This is a genomic window from Salinimicrobium profundisediminis (assembly GCF_026241755.1).
Lineage (GTDB): Bacteria > Bacteroidota > Bacteroidia > Flavobacteriales > Flavobacteriaceae > Salinimicrobium > Salinimicrobium profundisediminis.
Map to the genome: position 1 here is coordinate 24689 of NZ_JAPJDA010000013.1, position 15217 is coordinate 39905.

Here is a 15217-nt window from a genome sequence, read left to right on the forward strand (position 1 = left end):
AAAGTACTCGTAAATCCGTACTTTTAGCCCCTATTTTTAGCCTGTGAACTGGAAAAATGCCTTGAAAGACTATCGCCATTACCTCAAAATTGAGCGAGGCCTGGCTGCAAATACCATCGAGAATTACAGTCTGGATGTGGAGAAACTTTCAAACTGGCTACAACTAAATAACAATAAAGTCTCGCCCCTGTCTATTTCTGAAGAAGAAGTGCAACAGTTCATTTACACGCTTGCCAAAACTATGAACGCCCGTTCACAAGCCAGGATAATTTCGGGCCTCCGCGGATTCTTTAGCTATCTGGTCTTTGAAGATTACCGACAAACCAACCCTCTCGAGTTAATTGAATCTCCAAAAACAGGACGTAAACTACCCCACACGCTTTCTACGGAAGAAATCGATACTCTTATCGCGGCCATAGACCTTAATAAACCTGAAGGAGAAAGGAACCGCGCCATCCTGGAAACCCTGTACGGCTGCGGGCTCCGGGTTTCTGAATTAACCAATCTACGCCTTAGCGATCTATTTTTTGAGGAAGGCTTTATTAAGGTAACAGGAAAAGGAAGTAAATCGCGATTTGTACCCATAGCCGAAACTACCTGCAAATACATTGAGCTTTACATGCACCATATAAGAGCGCATCAGGATATTCAAAAAGGCCACGAAGACACTTTATTTCTTAATCGCCGTGGTAAACAGCTCACCCGCGCCATGATCTTCACCATAATAAAGAGACTGGCCACCATAACCGGACTACATAAAAATATTAGTCCGCACACCTTCAGGCATTCCTTTGCAACACACTTACTTGAAAACGGAGCCGATTTACGGGCCATTCAGCAAATGCTGGGGCACGAGAGCATCACCACTACCGAAATCTACGTTCACCTTGACCGTTCCCACCTGCGCAAGGTGATGGAAGAATTTCACCCAAGACGATAATGGGTTCAAGGTTCAAGGTTCAAGGTTCAGGGTTTAAGGTTTAAGGTTTGTGAAGTCCTGAATAGGGTTGAGCGTTTTGCGGAGTTTAAAACAACTCAGTACTACGGCAAAACCACAGCATTCAAATCTTTACCGGGTACTTACTAATACGAATACTGAGCACTGAACACTAAATATTTGCTAAACCATAGAAATTCCTTTGGCAGCAGCCTTTTCCTCATTAATTTAAGCTTATAAAACAATATTATGGAAACACTTAAATTTAAAAACGGAGATACCATGCCGGCTATAGGCCTGGGCACCTGGAAATCGGGTAAGGGAAAAGTTGAAGAAGCAGTAAAAATTGCACTTAATAACGGTTATCGCCATATAGATTGTGCCTCCACTTATGGCAATGAAGCCGAAATTGGACGTGCATTTAAAGACATATTTGCTCAGGGCAAAATAAAAAGGGAAGATGTTTGGGTTACCTCTAAACTATGGAACGATTCTCACAAAAAAGAGCACGTAATTCCTGCCCTTAAAAAGACTTTAGACGATCTACAATTAGATTACCTCGACCTCTACCTTATGCACTGGCCGGTAGCTTTTAAACACGGGGTTGGTTTCCCGTCTAACGATGACGACTATCTTTCTCTTGAAGAAGTCCCTATTATTGAAACCTGGAATGCCATGATCGAAGCAAAAAAGCAAGGTCTGGTTAAGCACATTGGGGTATCAAACTTCAGCAGTAAAAAGCTGGACGACCTTATGTCACAAACTACCGAAACCCCTGAAATGAACCAGGTAGAACTCCACCCATTCTTACCACAACCTGAACTTATACAGTTTTGCCGCGAAAACAATATTCACAATACCGCCTATTCTCCGCTAGGAAGTGGCGATCGCAGTGCGCAAATGAAAGCTGAAGATGAACCTTCTCTTTTAGAAGAACCTGCAATTGTTGAAATTGCTGAGAAGCACAATGTTTCCCCGGCGCAGGTGCTCATCAAGTGGGCGGTCTCTCGTGGCACAGCAGTTATCCCTAAATCTACTACCGGGAAACACATTATTTCAAACCTGGAAAGCATCAATGTAAAATTAGATGAAGAAGACCTTAAGAAAATCGCGGGAATAGAACGCCATTTTAGATACGTGACCGGCGAGTTCTTTGTCACTCCAGGCAATTCATACAACAACATCTATGACTTATAGATCATACCTTCCAAAAATGGCACTTTGGCTCCTCTTTTTGGGAGCCTTAAGCAGCTGCAACAATCAGAATAGGGAGCTAGAGTCCAAAAATCAGGAAATTGATTCCCTTTCACAGGAACTCACCCAGAAAAGGCAGCTCATAGACTCCCTGCAAAACCGCCCGGTTATAACTGAAGATCAGGAGACTATCCCGGTTTACTTCGGAAAGAAATTTGAAGACATTCAGGATCCCAAAAAACATATTACTGAGGCTTTAAAACAGCAAAAAGATCTGATTCCGTTAGATCCTGTGCTTGGTGGCACTATGGAATTCAGGCAGGTACAGGTAATCACTGAAAACTGGGTGCTGGCAATCTATGATGATGGCCATGTACAGGGAAAATCAATTTTTGAATATGAACTTCAGGAAAATAATAAGGTAACTTTTAAAGAAGTTGCTTCCAGGCTTCAGCAGTAGGAAAAGACTGAGGAAAATGCCATTTTTGGAACGTTATATTTTTTATAAACTAACCACTTTTCGAAGCAATTTTGCTATCTTGAAGAAGTATATTTTAAGTAAAAAAGAAGAATATGAAGACAAACATTCAATTTGTACACGCAGACACAAAACTTTCGGCAGAACAACTTGTTCAGAGAAAACTTGATAAACTTGAAAATAAATATGACTGGATCATCTCTGCAGATGTAATGTTTAAGGAAGAAAAATCAACCAACGGCAACGGGAAAACCTGTGCTATAGAATTGAGCCTTCCGGGCCCAAAGATCCATGCCTCCTCAAATTCTGACAGCTTTGAAGCCGCTGCTGCCGAAACCGTTAAAGACCTCGAAAAACAACTTAAGAAACGTAAAGCCGAAATGCAAAGCCACTAAACAATTGTATATTGTATAAGGTATAATGTATACGAATAAAAAAAGCTGCCGGAAAAATCTCTTTCCGGCAGCTTTTTTTATATCTGTTTAGTCTTGATTCTTGTCTCTTGACTCTTGGTTCTTTCCGATTAAGCTACTCTCTTAATTCTGGCTCCAATAGCCTGCAGGCGCTCATCAATATTTTCATAACCCCTGTCGATTTGCTCGATATTATGAATTATTGAAGTTCCCTTTGCAGAAAGCGCTGCAATTAAAAGGGAAATCCCTGCGCGTATGTCAGGAGAAACCATGGTCGTAGCTTTTAGCTGAGACTTGAAATCATGTCCTATCACTGTAGCCCTGTGCGGGTCACAAAGAATGATCTTGGCCCCCATGTCTATTAACTTATCGACGAAGAAGAGTCGGCTTTCAAACATCTTTTGATGAATGAGCACATCGCCTTTCGCCTGGGTAGCCACAACCAGCATGATACTCAAAAGATCGGGTGTGAATCCTGGCCATGGTGCATCACTGATACTCATAATGGAGCCATCAATAAAACTTTGCACTTCATAACCATTGGTATGAGCCGGAATGTAAATATCATCCCCTTTTCGCTCCATTTGAATACCTAACTTTCTAAAAGTAGCGGGGATCAAACCTAAGTGTTCCCAGCCTACATTCTTTATAGTGATCTCACTTTTGGTCATGGCGGCAAGGCCAATCCAGGAGCCAATCTCGATCATGTCGGGAAGTATGGTATGCGTACAACCTCCTAAAGATTCCACTCCTTCAATTTCCAGTAAATTTGAACCTACCCCGCTTATCTTTGCGCCCATACTGTTAAGCATATTGCAAAGTTGTTGCAGGTATGGTTCGCAAGCGGCATTATAAATAGTAGTCTTGCCTTTTGCAAGTACAGCTGCCATCACAATATTGGCAGTTCCGGTTACCGAGGCTTCTTCGAGCAACATGTAAGTACCCTTCAAACCATTTGGCGCTTCCACCCCGTAAAACCGTTCCTCTTTATTATAACGGAAGTCGGCTCCAAGTTTTATAAAGCCTTCAAAATGCGTATCGAGTCTTCTACGCCCAATTTTATCGCCACCCGGCCTTGGGATATAACCCTGACCAAATCTTGCCAGCATTGGCCCCACGATCATTATTGAACCCCGAAGTCCACTTCCTTCTTCCTTGAATTTTTCACTCTTAAGGTAATCAAGGTCAAGCTCATCGGACTGGAAAGTATAAGATCCCTTTCCAATTTTTTCTACCTTCACACCCAGCTGTTTTAGCAGGTGAATAAGCTTATTGACATCCAGGATGTCGGGAATATTATTTATTGTAACTTTTTCGGAAGTGAGCAATACGGCACAAAGAATTTGCAGAGCTTCGTTCTTTGCTCCCTGGGGTTGAATTTCCCCTTTTAAAGCATGCCCTCCTTCAATTTGAAAAGATCCCATAGAAAATTCGTAATTTTAGTATCGTTTACGGCTGCGTGTTCTGTTATTTGACTTTTTAACCGGCTTTTTAGAGGTGAATTTCTTGTTGCTTCTCAAAAGTTCTGAAGCTTCGCTAAGGTCCTCTTCGGTATTTTTTAAATTGATCTTACCGTCACTTAGTTCCCTTAAATGCTCAAAGATCACTTTGTCATCAACAGAATCTTTATTCCAGCTCAGGTAAGACTTCTTCATGTGATTGGCAATTGTGAAGACAAGACCTTCTTTTTCGGGCCCATCTTCAAATTTATTTGCCTCATCGATCATCCGCTTAATGTTATTTCCGTAGAAACGATACTTCGGAAAGTTTTGCGGGTAAGTCATACGTTCAGGTCTCTCTTCCAGTATTTCCCTGGATGGTTTTGGGTAAGGACTTTCTACATCAAGTTTAAAATCACTTATTATGAACAACTGGTCCCAAAGTTTATGCTGAAAATCGGGTACATCCCGAAGGTGAGGATTGAGATTCCCCATCACTGAAATTATAGCTTTCGCAACTTTATTGCGCTCTTCATCATCTGCGATCTCTACGGCGTGTTCAACCATCTTTTGAATATGTCTTCCATACTCAGGAATGATGAGTTTACTCCTTTCGGAGTTATATTCTAATTCGTTTGTCAAAATGAATAATATTAGGTGATAATATACTGCAGAAGTTTATCGACTGCAAATTAAATAAATTATTCAGGAAAAAAGCAGCTCTACTAAATTATCCTGCAATTATTTAGAGTGAGATCACTCCTTCAATTTTTTGTCCTACTTCCTTGTATTTGGCTATAACCGCATCGGGATCCTGCATTTTCACATTTACAGAAACACTCGTATAGTTCCCCTTTTTGGACTGCTTTGTATTAATAACGGCGCCCATATTGTTGAAGATCTCTTCAACCCCCTGTATTTTCTCAGGTTTTGTGGGCACTATAAATTTATATAAATAAATAGACGGCCAGCTTGCAGTGTCCAGCAATTGCGACTTTAGCTTGCGATAAAATTCTTCCGGGTCTTTAGCTTCGCTCATAATAATCTTGCTTCATGATTCCTGCAAAGATACATTTTAGAATCTATTTTTTAAATTGGATGCAAATCGCGAAATTTGCCGGGTGAATACCAGAAAGATTGTAATAACCGGCGGTCCCGGTACAGGAAAGACATCTGTCATTGAAGCCCTTGAAAAACACGGATATTTTTGTTTTCATGAAGTGTCACGGGAGATCATAAGAGAGTCTCAAAAAAAGGGAATTGATCAATTGTTTCTTAAAGACCCTCTGCTCTTTAGCGAACTCTTGCTCGAAGGAAGAATTAAGCAGTTTAAGGAGGCTCATGAGAAGAAGACCAACATGGTCTTTCTAGATCGCGGTGTGCCCGATGTTGTGGCTTACATGAATTACTTCGGAAATGAATATCCTCCCGTATTTAATCGCGTGTGCAAAGAATATGTTTATGACAGGGTGTTTATTTTGCCTCCGTGGAAGCAGATATATACTGAAGACAACGAACGCTATGAAAGTTATGAGCAGGCAGTAGAGATTCATGATGAGCTGGCCCGCAGCTATGCCTTTCACGGTTATGAAGCTATAGAAGTCCCCGAAGGCACCATTGCCGAACGGACCCTGTTTATTCTTAACCACCTTGAATAGCCCCGAAGACATATTAAAGCAATACTGGGGCTTTGACAGCTTTAGACCGCTGCAAAATGACATTATTGAACAATTACTTCGGAAGCAGGACGTCATTGCCCTGCTGCCCACCGGCGGCGGAAAATCCCTTTGTTTTCAGGTCCCCGCCATCATACAACCCGGAATTTGCATCGTTATCTCGCCCCTGGTCGCCCTCATGGAAGACCAGGTAAAGGCCCTGCAGGCAAAAAACATCAAAGCCATGGCACTCACCGGCGGAATCCATTTTAGGGAAGTGGACACCATGCTGGATAATTGCATCTACGGAAATTACAAGTTCCTCTACCTCTCCCCCGAAAGATTGCAGCAGGAGCTGGTGCAGGAACGCATCAAACAAATGCAGGTAAACCTTATTGCTGTAGATGAAGCGCACTGTATTTCACAATGGGGCCATGACTTTAGACCTGCCTACCGCAACATATCTTTGCTGCGCCAACTAAAACCTGATGTTAATGTAGTGGCGTTGACTGCCACGGCAACACTTCCGGTAGTAAAGGATATCGCGCAGCAACTGGAATTGAAGGATGTAAAACTGCTTCAGAAATCCTTCCGAAGAGAAAACCTGGCATATATTGTAAAAGAGGCCCAGGACAAAAATTACTACATGGAGCAATTGCTCCGGGAGCACAACGAAGCAGGAATTATCTATGTTAGGTCTCGCAAGGCCACTATTGAACTGGAGCAATACCTGCTCAAAAAGGGCATTTCTGCCACCTCTTTCCACGGCGGACTCCCAAAATCTGAAAAATCCTTACGCCTGCAGCAATGGCTTAAAGAAGATAAAAGGGTAATGGTAGCCACCAGCGCCTTTGGGATGGGTATAGACAAGGCAAATGTGCGTACAGTGATACATTTGAACCTGCCCGAGAGCCTTGAAAGCTATTTTCAGGAAGCCGGAAGGGCCGGAAGGGATGGGAAACCTGCCAAAGCAGTTGTGCTAACCAACAAGAGTGATATTCCCCTGCTTAAAAATCAGTTTTTGGCCACGCTTCCGGGAGTTGAGATGGTAAAACTGGTTTACAAAAAACTGAATTCTTATTTTAGGATAGCCTATGGCGAAGGTGAAGGCACAGAGCACTATTTCAACTTTTACCAGTTTTGCCAAAAATACGAGCTTAACACTTTGCTCGCCTATAATACGATGCAGTTACTGGACAGGATGAGCATCCTGACGCTGGCAGAGCAATTTCAGAAGAAAACACGAATTCAGTTTTTGGTTACAGGAAAACAGATCAACTGGTACCTGGAAGCAAATCCGCAGTTTGATGCTGTTGTAAAATCCATTTTACGCACCTATGGCGGGGCTTTTGACAGCATGGTTGAACTAAATTTACAGGTGATAGCCGGGAAAGCAGGAACTACAGTTCAGGAAGCGACAAAGCTGCTCCAACAGCTTCAAAAAGAAGATATAGTTAATTTTGAACACGATCAACACGACACAAAAATCACATTTTTGGTGCCCCGGGAAGACGACATCACTATTAATCCTTTAATACCTTACATAAAACTTCAGGGGAAGACTAAACAGGAAAAAATTGAGCAGGTGCTTGCATATGTTGAGAACGACAGGCAGTGTAAAAGTGAACAACTGTTGCAGTATTTTGGAGAAAAGGAAACTGAGCCCTGCGGAATTTGTTCTGTTTGCCGGCCTTTAAAGACCAAACTTGACCGTGAGGAGATGAAAAGGATTTACTTTGCAATTATAGGCCTCCTGGAAGCGCAGCAATACACTTCACGAGAGATGGTTGAAAGACTTGATTTCCAGGAAGATCAAATCATTAAGGTCTTACAGTTACTGGTTGAGAAAGGAGCTTTGGCTATCACTGCATCTAATAAATATAAATTAAAACATTTATGAGAGATTTGAGAATTGTCTTTATGGGTACGCCCGAATTTGCTGTTTATTCACTCAAAGCCATAGTGGAAGCAGGATATAATGTTGTGGGAGTTATCACAGCACCCGATAGGCCTGCAGGTAGGGGAAGAAAACTCCAGGCATCGGCAGTAAAGCAATTTGCAATTCAGCAAAACCTGAAAGTACTGCAACCGGTAAACTTAAAGTCGGATGATTTTTTAGCCGAACTAAAGGAACTCAGCGCTAATTTACAGGTAGTAGTGGCTTTTAGAATGCTGCCCGAAGTAGTTTGGAAAATGCCGGAATTTGGAACTTTTAACCTTCATGCGTCATTACTACCCCAGTACCGCGGGGCAGCCCCTATTAACTGGGCTATAATTAACGGAGAAAAAGAAACCGGCGTGTCGACCTTTTTTATAGACGAAAAGATTGACACCGGGGAAATGATCATGCAGGAAAAAATAGCCATCACCCCTACTGAAAGTGCCGGAGAATTGCACGACAAACTTATGCAGACCGGATCTCACCTTATTCTAGAGACTTTAGAGGCCATTAAGAAAGGAGAGGTTAAAACGACTGCCCAACCTGAAAGCGACGATTTAAAGACCGCCTATAAGCTAGACAGGGAAAATACCAGGGTGAACTGGGAAGCACCTTTAGAAAACACCTACAACCTTATTCGCGGACTAAGCCCCTATCCTACCGCCTGGACCATGTTGAGTAATGGCAACAAGGAGGAGATCATGAAGATCTACGCCAGCGATATTGAAAAAACTGAACACGAAAATGTTACCGGGAAAATTGTACAGGAAGGAAAAACAGTAAAAGTGGCGGTAAAAGAAGGATTCCTGGTACTTACGGAAGTTCAGCTTCCCGGAAAGAAAAAGATGCCGATTATGGATCTTTTGAACGGCTATGAATTTTATCCTAACGCCAAAGTTCTGTGAGGCCTTATAAATGCTGATATTAGCGTATTTCCAAAAAAATCAACTAAGGTTATCAACAATTTACCGAAGTTATTAACAATATCCGGCTTTTCCCTTGATATTACTTGCATGGGAAAGTTTTCCATATAAATTTGTAAAGCAAATTATTAAAAGTTCAACCAACAACTATTAAAAACTCAGATTATGAACAAAACAGATTTAATTGATGCAATGGCTGAAAATGCCGGGATTTCTAAAGCAGCTGCAAAAAAAGCGCTAGAATCTTTTCTTGAGAATGTTGAGAAATCTCTTAAAAAAGGAGATCGCGTTTCATTAGTAGGATTTGGTTCCTGGTCAGTTTCTAAAAGAGCTGCAAGAGAAGGAAGAAACCCTCAAACAGGAAAAACTATTAAGATTGGTGCTAAGAATGTAGTAAAATTCAAAGCAGGTGCAGATCTTCAAAAAGCTGTGAACTAACATTCACAAAAGCTAATAAAATATTAAACTCTCCCAAACGGGGGAGTTTTTTTGTTAAATATTGTATATTCTCATTTGACGCTGTACAATATTTTTTTAGATTTAGGTAAAAGATTGCAGAAACTATTGAAGAAATGACTACACTAAAACCTGCCAAAGGATTACTTCTTATTGCCGAGCCTGCCATTACAGGAGACCTCTCCTTCAATAGATCTGTGGTGCTCATTGCCGATCATACCGAGAGCGGCTCTGTGGGTTTTATCCTGAACAAGGAACTCGATTTTGCACTCAAAGATCTTCTGCCAGATATTACCGGGAATTTCAAGGTGTACAATGGCGGACCTGTGGAGCAGGACAATCTTTACTTTATCCACAAAGTCCCCGATCTTATTCCTGATAGCGTTGAGATTGCCAGCGGAATTTACTGGGGCGGAAATTTTGAGGCGGTTAAAGGACTTATCAATGAGGACCTCATTAGTGATAAAGAGATTAAATTCTTTTTAGGCTACTCCGGGTGGGAATTTGATCAATTAAACCAGGAACTCAATGCAAATTCCTGGATAGTGGCCGAAAACAACGATCATAAAGACATTTTAAACCGTAAACCACGCACTTTCTGGAAAGATAAAATGATCCAGTTAGGTGGCAACTATATAATCTGGTCTAACGCTCCAGAGAATCCTTCATACAACTAGCTTAATCTGGCCAGCGTATTTAGACGGCCAAGCAACACTTTAGCCACTTCACTGCTGTACTCTTTCTTTCGGTATTTTTTGACCGGCTGTATTCCCATTACTACGTTTGAAATAAACATCTCATCTGCCTTTTGCAATTCAAAGGGAGAGATAGAAGCCTCTTCAAAAGTGTAATCGGGCAGTTTCTTTATGATTTCCAGGATCTTCCCACGGGTGATCCCCTTTAAACAACCGTCGGTTATTGGAGGCGTTTTAATAACATTCCCAACTACCAAAAAGATATTACCATTGAGTGCCTCAACAACATTTTTTTGCTCGTTGAGCAGCAAACAGTTGTGGTAATCATTTTCAATGGCGTAAATACCTGCCAAGACATTCACCGCCCTGTTATTAGTTTTTAACGTAGAGAGTAATCCCTTAGCTACGTAATGATCCTTAAAAAGTTCAACTTCATAGAAGTCTTCATTTAAAAGGTAGAAAGCATCAGGGAGAGCTTCAGCAGTAATGAGATAGTCTATTTCGTTGGTTTGAGGTGTGTAGAAACCACCTGCTTGTCGGGACACATTGAGCTTCACACGTGCCTGGGTGTCAAAAAGGTCATTTTCACGTACAATTTGTAAAATTTCAGCTTCAAGAAATTCAGGAGAGAAAGTAGCAGGAATATCCATTCTCATAATGCGCATAGATGCCATTAACCTAAAATAATGATCTTCCCAGAAAATGATCCTGCCATTGATTACGCGAATAGTCTCAAACACCGCATCTCCATAAGCAAAGCCACGGTTAGCAATAGAAAGAGAGGCCTCTTTTTCTTCAAACAACTGTCCGTTGATATTAACCATAAAAAAACCCGTTTTTAAAACGGGCAAAGGTAGTATTAAATAAGGGATTTCTAAACTGAACCCAGTACTTGTTTAAGATCTGAAATCATATTTTCCCACAACATTTTCCCTTCATCTATTTCATCTTCTTCAGCAAAGTCGGTAATCATAATAGAAACATCTTTGGTGATCTCGTCTACCTGGATACGCAATTCAAAAAAATATTGTGTATCATCATCGGCTAACCACCGAAACTTCACTCTTTCTCCAGATTTCTTGCTCAGTAATTTTGCTTTTTCTTCGCTTCCGTTCCAAATAAAGGTAAATAATTCTCCGCGCGAATTTACATTATCTGCATACCACTCACTTAAGCCTGACGGGGTTGCGATATAGTTGTAGAGTAAAGAAGGGGAAGCCTGGATTGGAAATTCCATTTCAAACTTTATTTTATCGTCCATGCTGCGGTTTTGTTAGTTTCGGGCAATATAAATATTAATTAGAAACATAAAAAGAAATCAATTTAAATAATTACTAAAAGATAGTTTGCGGCAAGATAAAATGTTTTTATATTTGCACCCGCTAAAAGATAGCACAGCCCTTACAGGTAGCCTCTTTTAGAAACATGGCGAGGTAGCTCAGTTGGTTAGAGCGTCGGATTCATAACCCGGAGGTCACGAGTTCAAATCTCGTTCTCGCTACCAGTAAAATCAAGGCTTTCGAGAAATCGAAGGCCTTTTTTATTTTACCCTAGTACAGAATAAGTACAGAATATTAAATTTTTCCAGATTCACATTTAAATTGTTCGTTTTTGATCTCATTAAAAGGCAAATTTCACATTGAAAATTTAACTTATTCAAAATAGACCTGCGTTCGCACTTTCTATAATTTTTCAGCGAAGCGCTTTGGATTGCCACCTTTATTTAGACAAACAGTTCAGAAATTGGGTGACTTAGACTTCTATGAACATTAAAGATGTGAGAAATACAACAGTTAAAGGTAATGCGTCGTATGTAGTGCTAATTCAAAAAAATTAAATCTAATCTCAGAATTCAAGAGGTTGTTTACTGAAAACTTACTTTGGAATGTGTAACAAGTCAAACAATAAACAGATTTTAAAGTCTCCTAAAAATTTCATAAAACCCATAATAATTAAAGTTTTGCCCTTAAAACCAAAAGGTCTTTTTCGTCGTTAAGCTGTAATTTCGAAACAAATTAAAAAAATTAACTATGAGAAATGAAGAACTAGTAAGAGGCATGTCCAACTGCGTAAATCACTGCAACTGGTGTGCTGAAGACTATTGAAAGGCTGCTAAAAAAAGTAGCCTTTCTTTTCTACCCATTAATTTTAATACAAAGATTTTTTCGCCCCCCCCCGACCACTTTAAAAATTTCAAATCCATTTGATATTAAAAACAGCAACAATTTCATTTTAGAATGTTCCGGCTTCGCTGCAATGAAGAAATTCTTTTCTGCAAATGTAATTTTCATTGCTCTTTTCATATTAACCACTCCCAAAGTCTTTTCTCAGGAGACTGAAGCACTAATGTTGGAGCCAACTTTTACGTTGAATTTCTCCACGGAGACAAAATGGTCTTATTCATTCGGCCTGGCAAACAGGGGAATTCTTATCGATGAAATTGATGTCAATAATTTTTCTGAAGACGTAACTGAACATTTAGAAATAAACTCATGGGTCAAATATTCTACCGGAGAAGATTCAAATTTCAGCATTGGAATACGCTATCGATTCAGGAAATCTTTTGACTCAGAACAGGAAAATTTTGCCAGAATTTTACAACAGTATTATAATGAAAACAGTAATATTTGGATTGGGTGGTGGCATCGTGTTCGTTTTGAACAGCGATTTAGCCCTTCTATTAACATTTTCAGGCTTCGGTATCAGTTAGGATTATCAAGAGCTATAAGTAAAACATTTGACCTGAAACTGTCCACAGAAGCACTGTACAGCATGTCAAGTAGCTTCAAACCTCAGCCTGAGCAACGTATTGCCTTTCAACTGGCGGCTAATTCCATAGGATCTTGGGATTTCTACCTGGGGCCACAGTATAGAATGGATAACTACGTCAGAAAACAGCGTAATACTTTGTATATTTTAACAGGAGCTACATTAAACCTTTAGCATAACCAACTTAGGTTGGACTTCGATATTAGATATGATTTTCACTTTACTATTTCCTCACCGTTGCCTACAAATTAAATATCCTCCTTACTTAGAATTCAAAAATTTAGCTTTCACCATTTTTTAAGTAGAACAATTTTATTTCTTTCCAAAATAACTTCTGAATCACCACCTCTGTATCGGTTAACTTACCTCTTCAAAATTTACCCACTCTGACATAAATATTATTAACAAATGGTAATATTTATTCTTAAAAAATAATTAAAACCATAAAAACTAACATATTACACATAAAATTTAAGTCTCCCTGACTGCGTGTTATTGTAATTTTAATTTAGTTAAAATCCGCTAACTCTGCCCTTTGTTCTATTCAGCAGGCCCAAACAGTAGCCAATGAAATGTAAATACAGGAGTAATATAAAAGAGTACTACATAAAATTGTGTGTCATCTGGTAAGCCAAAAAATGGAACTCTGGATAAGGGCTTTTTTGGTCTGGAAACTGACATCAAACTATAAACATTAAAAAGGATTAAATAAAATAACTCAAAAAAAGACCTGCGCATTAAGAAGCATGAGCTTCAATGGAATCAATATCAATTAGAATTTCGTTAAAAATGAAAAAAATATACTTCTACTATTTCTTATTTTCTTTTGCTTTTATTTCCTGTAAAGATGCTGAAAGAACGTGTACAGCTACTCCTGAAGAAGTTGTGAATCAACCTTCTCAGCGAGAAATTAATACAGGAGACATTGTTGTTCCTGAAGGTTACAGTATAGAGGCAGTGAACACAGGCCTCTCCTATCCGGTAGATGTTACTTTTGACGAAGAAGAAAATTACTACATTGCTGAAGCAGGACGTCATACCTACGGCCCTAAACCTCCGCGAGCACCGAAAACCCGAATTCTTAAAGTATTCCCCAATAGGCAGGTAGAAGTACTTTGTGATAAGGTGGTTCCCATGACTGAAATAAAGGAATCAGCGTCCAATATTATTGGAATAGGACATTTTAGTCATGTTATAGCAGGCTCTGTGGAAACTTTCACTCTGGCTTTTATGAACCAGGCAGGATGGTGGTCCGTCCTCGGCAATTATACACTACCTGCCCTTATCGGAAACATTATAGGGGGCGTAATGATTGTGGCAGGAATTAATCATGCCCAGGTAAAATCAGATAACTAATAATTCTTATAAGCTAAAAAGATGAGAGAAAAATATTTAGTCACAGAGGATAGTGTTCCACTGATCGTTTTTTTTGAAAGGAACGCAGCGTACTCATATAAAAATGAAGTTTGTCCTACCTTGAAAAAGCTTATTGAGCCGGGAGTTCCAGCCTATTTCACTCTTAGTAAACTATTAATTCAAGGACTACAGCTCTTTAAAGGTTATGGTAAATAAAGTCATCCTGAAAATCACTCCCAAAGACAAAAATTAGATTTAACACAATTTTTATGTAATTATATTTTCAGGCTATTTAATTTGCAAAAGCCTTCAATACCCAATCAAATTAATTTTAAATCAAAATAATTTCTAACCAAACAATTTAAAAAATGGAAAATAATCAAAACAACCAAAAGGCTTATCTAAAATTTTTTTTAATGATAGCCACATCAATGCTTGCTATGTTCTTCCTGATGTATACAAATTCTTATCAAATTATAGATCATTTTTGGTTTAGTGAAACCCGGTTGTTTATGACAATGATCATGGGAGGAGCAATGATCATTATTATGTTATTGTATATGCTCAACATGTACAATAACAGGAAAGCCAATATGCTCACTCTTGCTTTTGGAGTCATATTAATAGGTGGGGCGATATGGCTGGTACGAAGCCAGGTAACCGTTTCGGATACAGATTATATGGAAGGCATGATACCTCATCATTCCATCGCAATTTTAACCAGCGAACGTTCTCAAATAGAAGATGTTAGGGTAAGAGAGCTGGCAGATGAAATCATTAAGGCGCAGCGTAGGGAGATCATGGAAATGCAATGGCTGATAAATGACATAAGAGAGAACGGCATAGTAGAAACAGAGGAAGAAAAAAGGGAACGCCCGGTTCCATATTTTGAAGGTACGCTCGAGAAAGAGACCATAGATTTAGAGGAATAACAATCCTGGAGTTAAATTGGCGATACTTCTA

16 protein-coding genes, 1 tRNA gene and 1 pseudogene are annotated in these 15217 nt (G+C 39.7%); 13 read left to right on the forward strand and 5 right to left on the reverse strand.

The window, feature by feature from the left end; genetic code table 11:
- The first annotated feature begins 43 nt into the window (after window positions 1-43).
- The 4 genes from xerD to OQ279_RS09080 all read left to right on the forward strand — a co-directional run bounded on the left by xerD (window position 44) and on the right by OQ279_RS09080 (window position 3004).
- Window positions 44-940 (forward strand): site-specific tyrosine recombinase XerD, encoded by an 897-nt coding sequence (gene xerD / locus OQ279_RS09065; protein ID WP_266069575.1) that lies wholly within the window; start codon window positions 44-46, stop codon window positions 938-940.
- 246 nt (window positions 941-1186) lie between these two features.
- Window positions 1187-2134, forward strand: coding sequence for an aldo/keto reductase (locus OQ279_RS09070; RefSeq protein WP_266069576.1), 948 nt, complete (start codon window positions 1187-1189; stop codon window positions 2132-2134).
- Window positions 2124-2591, forward strand: coding sequence for a hypothetical protein (locus OQ279_RS09075; protein WP_266069577.1), 468 nt, complete (start codon window positions 2124-2126; stop codon window positions 2589-2591). Before OQ279_RS09070 ends, OQ279_RS09075 begins: the two co-directional genes overlap by 11 nt.
- A gap of 113 nt (window positions 2592-2704) precedes the next feature.
- The gene (locus OQ279_RS09080; RefSeq protein ID WP_266069578.1) at window positions 2705-3004 is read left to right on the forward strand and encodes an HPF/RaiA family ribosome-associated protein; all 300 of its coding nucleotides are present in this window, start codon (window positions 2705-2707) and stop codon (window positions 3002-3004) included.
- A gap of 128 nt (window positions 3005-3132) precedes the next feature.
- On the opposite strand, the gene murA is transcribed toward OQ279_RS09080, so the two are convergent.
- From murA to OQ279_RS09095, 3 genes are all read right to left on the reverse strand, one after another.
- Window positions 3133-4446 carry a UDP-N-acetylglucosamine 1-carboxyvinyltransferase gene (gene murA, locus OQ279_RS09085; protein WP_266069579.1) on the reverse strand — a complete coding sequence of 438 codons (1314 nt, stop codon included), beginning with the start codon at window positions 4444-4446 and terminating at the stop codon, window positions 3133-3135.
- Window positions 4447-4461: 15 nt separating this feature from the next.
- Complete coding sequence (locus OQ279_RS09090; protein ID WP_266069580.1) at window positions 4462-5103, reverse strand: DUF4290 domain-containing protein; 642 nt, start codon at window positions 5101-5103, stop codon at window positions 4462-4464.
- A 103-nt stretch (window positions 5104-5206) separates the two neighbouring features.
- Window positions 5207-5500: a DUF493 family protein gene (locus OQ279_RS09095; protein ID WP_266069581.1), complete on the reverse strand. Its 294-nt coding sequence runs from the start codon at window positions 5498-5500 to the stop codon at window positions 5207-5209.
- A gap of 82 nt (window positions 5501-5582) precedes the next feature.
- Here OQ279_RS09095 and OQ279_RS09100 point away from each other — a divergent pair, with 82 nt between their 5' ends.
- The 5 genes and pseudogenes from OQ279_RS09100 (at window position 5583) to OQ279_RS09120 (ending at window position 10111) form a co-directional block, all read left to right on the forward strand.
- Complete coding sequence (locus tag OQ279_RS09100; RefSeq protein WP_266069583.1) at window positions 5583-6119, forward strand: AAA family ATPase; 537 nt, start codon at window positions 5583-5585, stop codon at window positions 6117-6119.
- A complete protein-coding gene (locus tag OQ279_RS09105) occupies window positions 6112-8016 on the forward strand; it encodes a RecQ family ATP-dependent DNA helicase (RefSeq protein WP_266069584.1) in 1905 nt (634 codons plus the stop codon). Before OQ279_RS09100 ends, OQ279_RS09105 begins: the two co-directional genes overlap by 8 nt.
- Window positions 8013-8960, forward strand: coding sequence for a methionyl-tRNA formyltransferase (gene fmt / locus OQ279_RS09110; RefSeq protein ID WP_266069585.1), 948 nt, complete (start codon window positions 8013-8015; stop codon window positions 8958-8960). The genes OQ279_RS09105 and fmt overlap by 4 nt, the downstream gene beginning before the upstream one ends.
- A 174-nt stretch (window positions 8961-9134) precedes the next feature.
- Window positions 9135-9416 (forward strand): annotated as a pseudogene (locus OQ279_RS09115) (HU family DNA-binding protein); the annotation flags it as partial.
- 134 nt (window positions 9417-9550) lie between these two features.
- On the forward strand, window positions 9551-10111 hold the full coding sequence (locus tag OQ279_RS09120; RefSeq protein WP_266069586.1) for a YqgE/AlgH family protein: 561 nt from the start codon (window positions 9551-9553) through the stop codon (window positions 10109-10111).
- Here OQ279_RS09120 and OQ279_RS09125 read toward each other — a convergent pair.
- Both OQ279_RS09125 and OQ279_RS09130 read right to left on the reverse strand, forming a co-directional pair.
- Complete coding sequence (locus tag OQ279_RS09125) at window positions 10108-10953, reverse strand: aminotransferase class IV (RefSeq protein WP_266069587.1); 846 nt, start codon at window positions 10951-10953, stop codon at window positions 10108-10110. The genes OQ279_RS09120 and OQ279_RS09125 overlap by 4 nt on opposite strands.
- Before the next feature lie 50 nt (window positions 10954-11003).
- A complete protein-coding gene (locus OQ279_RS09130; RefSeq protein ID WP_266069588.1) occupies window positions 11004-11390 on the reverse strand; it encodes an START-like domain-containing protein in 387 nt (128 codons plus the stop codon).
- Window positions 11391-11556: 166 nt separating this feature from the next.
- Between OQ279_RS09130 and OQ279_RS09135 the strand changes: the two genes are divergently transcribed.
- The 4 genes from OQ279_RS09135 (at window position 11557) to OQ279_RS09150 (ending at window position 15186) form a co-directional block, all read left to right on the forward strand.
- Window positions 11557-11633 (forward strand) — tRNA-Met (locus OQ279_RS09135).
- Window positions 11634-12385: 752 nt separating this feature from the next.
- Window positions 12386-13072, forward strand: coding sequence for a DUF2490 domain-containing protein (locus OQ279_RS09140; RefSeq protein WP_266069589.1), 687 nt, complete (start codon window positions 12386-12388; stop codon window positions 13070-13072).
- A 615-nt stretch (window positions 13073-13687) separates the two neighbouring features.
- Complete coding sequence (locus OQ279_RS09145; protein WP_266069590.1) at window positions 13688-14254, forward strand: formate/nitrite transporter family protein; 567 nt, start codon at window positions 13688-13690, stop codon at window positions 14252-14254.
- Between the two features lie 416 nt (window positions 14255-14670).
- Complete coding sequence (locus OQ279_RS09150; protein ID WP_306419770.1) at window positions 14671-15186, forward strand: DUF305 domain-containing protein; 516 nt, start codon at window positions 14671-14673, stop codon at window positions 15184-15186.
- Window positions 15187-15217: the final 31 nt, after the last annotated feature.

Excerpts from the sequence above, each read along its gene's own strand:
- OQ279_RS09070 (WP_266069576.1), top strand. The coding sequence starts at position 1,187 with ATGGAAACACTTAAATTTAAAAACGGAGATACCATGCCGGCTATAGGC.
- OQ279_RS09075 (WP_266069577.1), top strand. The coding sequence starts at position 2,124 with ATGACTTATAGATCATACCTTCCAAAAATGGCACTTTGGCTCCTCTTT.
- OQ279_RS09145 (WP_266069590.1), top strand. The coding sequence starts at position 13,688 with ATGAAAAAAATATACTTCTACTATTTCTTATTTTCTTTTGCTTTTATT.
- OQ279_RS09125 (WP_266069587.1), bottom strand. The coding sequence starts at position 10,953 with ATGGTTAATATCAACGGACAGTTGTTTGAAGAAAAAGAGGCCTCTCTT.
- OQ279_RS09150 (WP_306419770.1), top strand. The coding sequence starts at position 14,671 with ATGATAGCCACATCAATGCTTGCTATGTTCTTCCTGATGTATACAAAT.
- murA (WP_266069579.1), bottom strand. The coding sequence starts at position 4,446 with ATGGGATCTTTTCAAATTGAAGGAGGGCATGCTTTAAAAGGGGAAATT.
- OQ279_RS09120 (WP_266069586.1), top strand. The coding sequence starts at position 9,551 with ATGACTACACTAAAACCTGCCAAAGGATTACTTCTTATTGCCGAGCCT.
- OQ279_RS09140 (WP_266069589.1), top strand. The coding sequence starts at position 12,386 with ATGAAGAAATTCTTTTCTGCAAATGTAATTTTCATTGCTCTTTTCATA.
- OQ279_RS09080 (WP_266069578.1), top strand. The coding sequence starts at position 2,705 with ATGAAGACAAACATTCAATTTGTACACGCAGACACAAAACTTTCGGCA.
- OQ279_RS09130 (WP_266069588.1), bottom strand. The coding sequence starts at position 11,390 with ATGGACGATAAAATAAAGTTTGAAATGGAATTTCCAATCCAGGCTTCC.
- fmt (WP_266069585.1), top strand. The coding sequence starts at position 8,013 with ATGAGAGATTTGAGAATTGTCTTTATGGGTACGCCCGAATTTGCTGTT.
- OQ279_RS09095 (WP_266069581.1), bottom strand. The coding sequence starts at position 5,500 with ATGAGCGAAGCTAAAGACCCGGAAGAATTTTATCGCAAGCTAAAGTCG.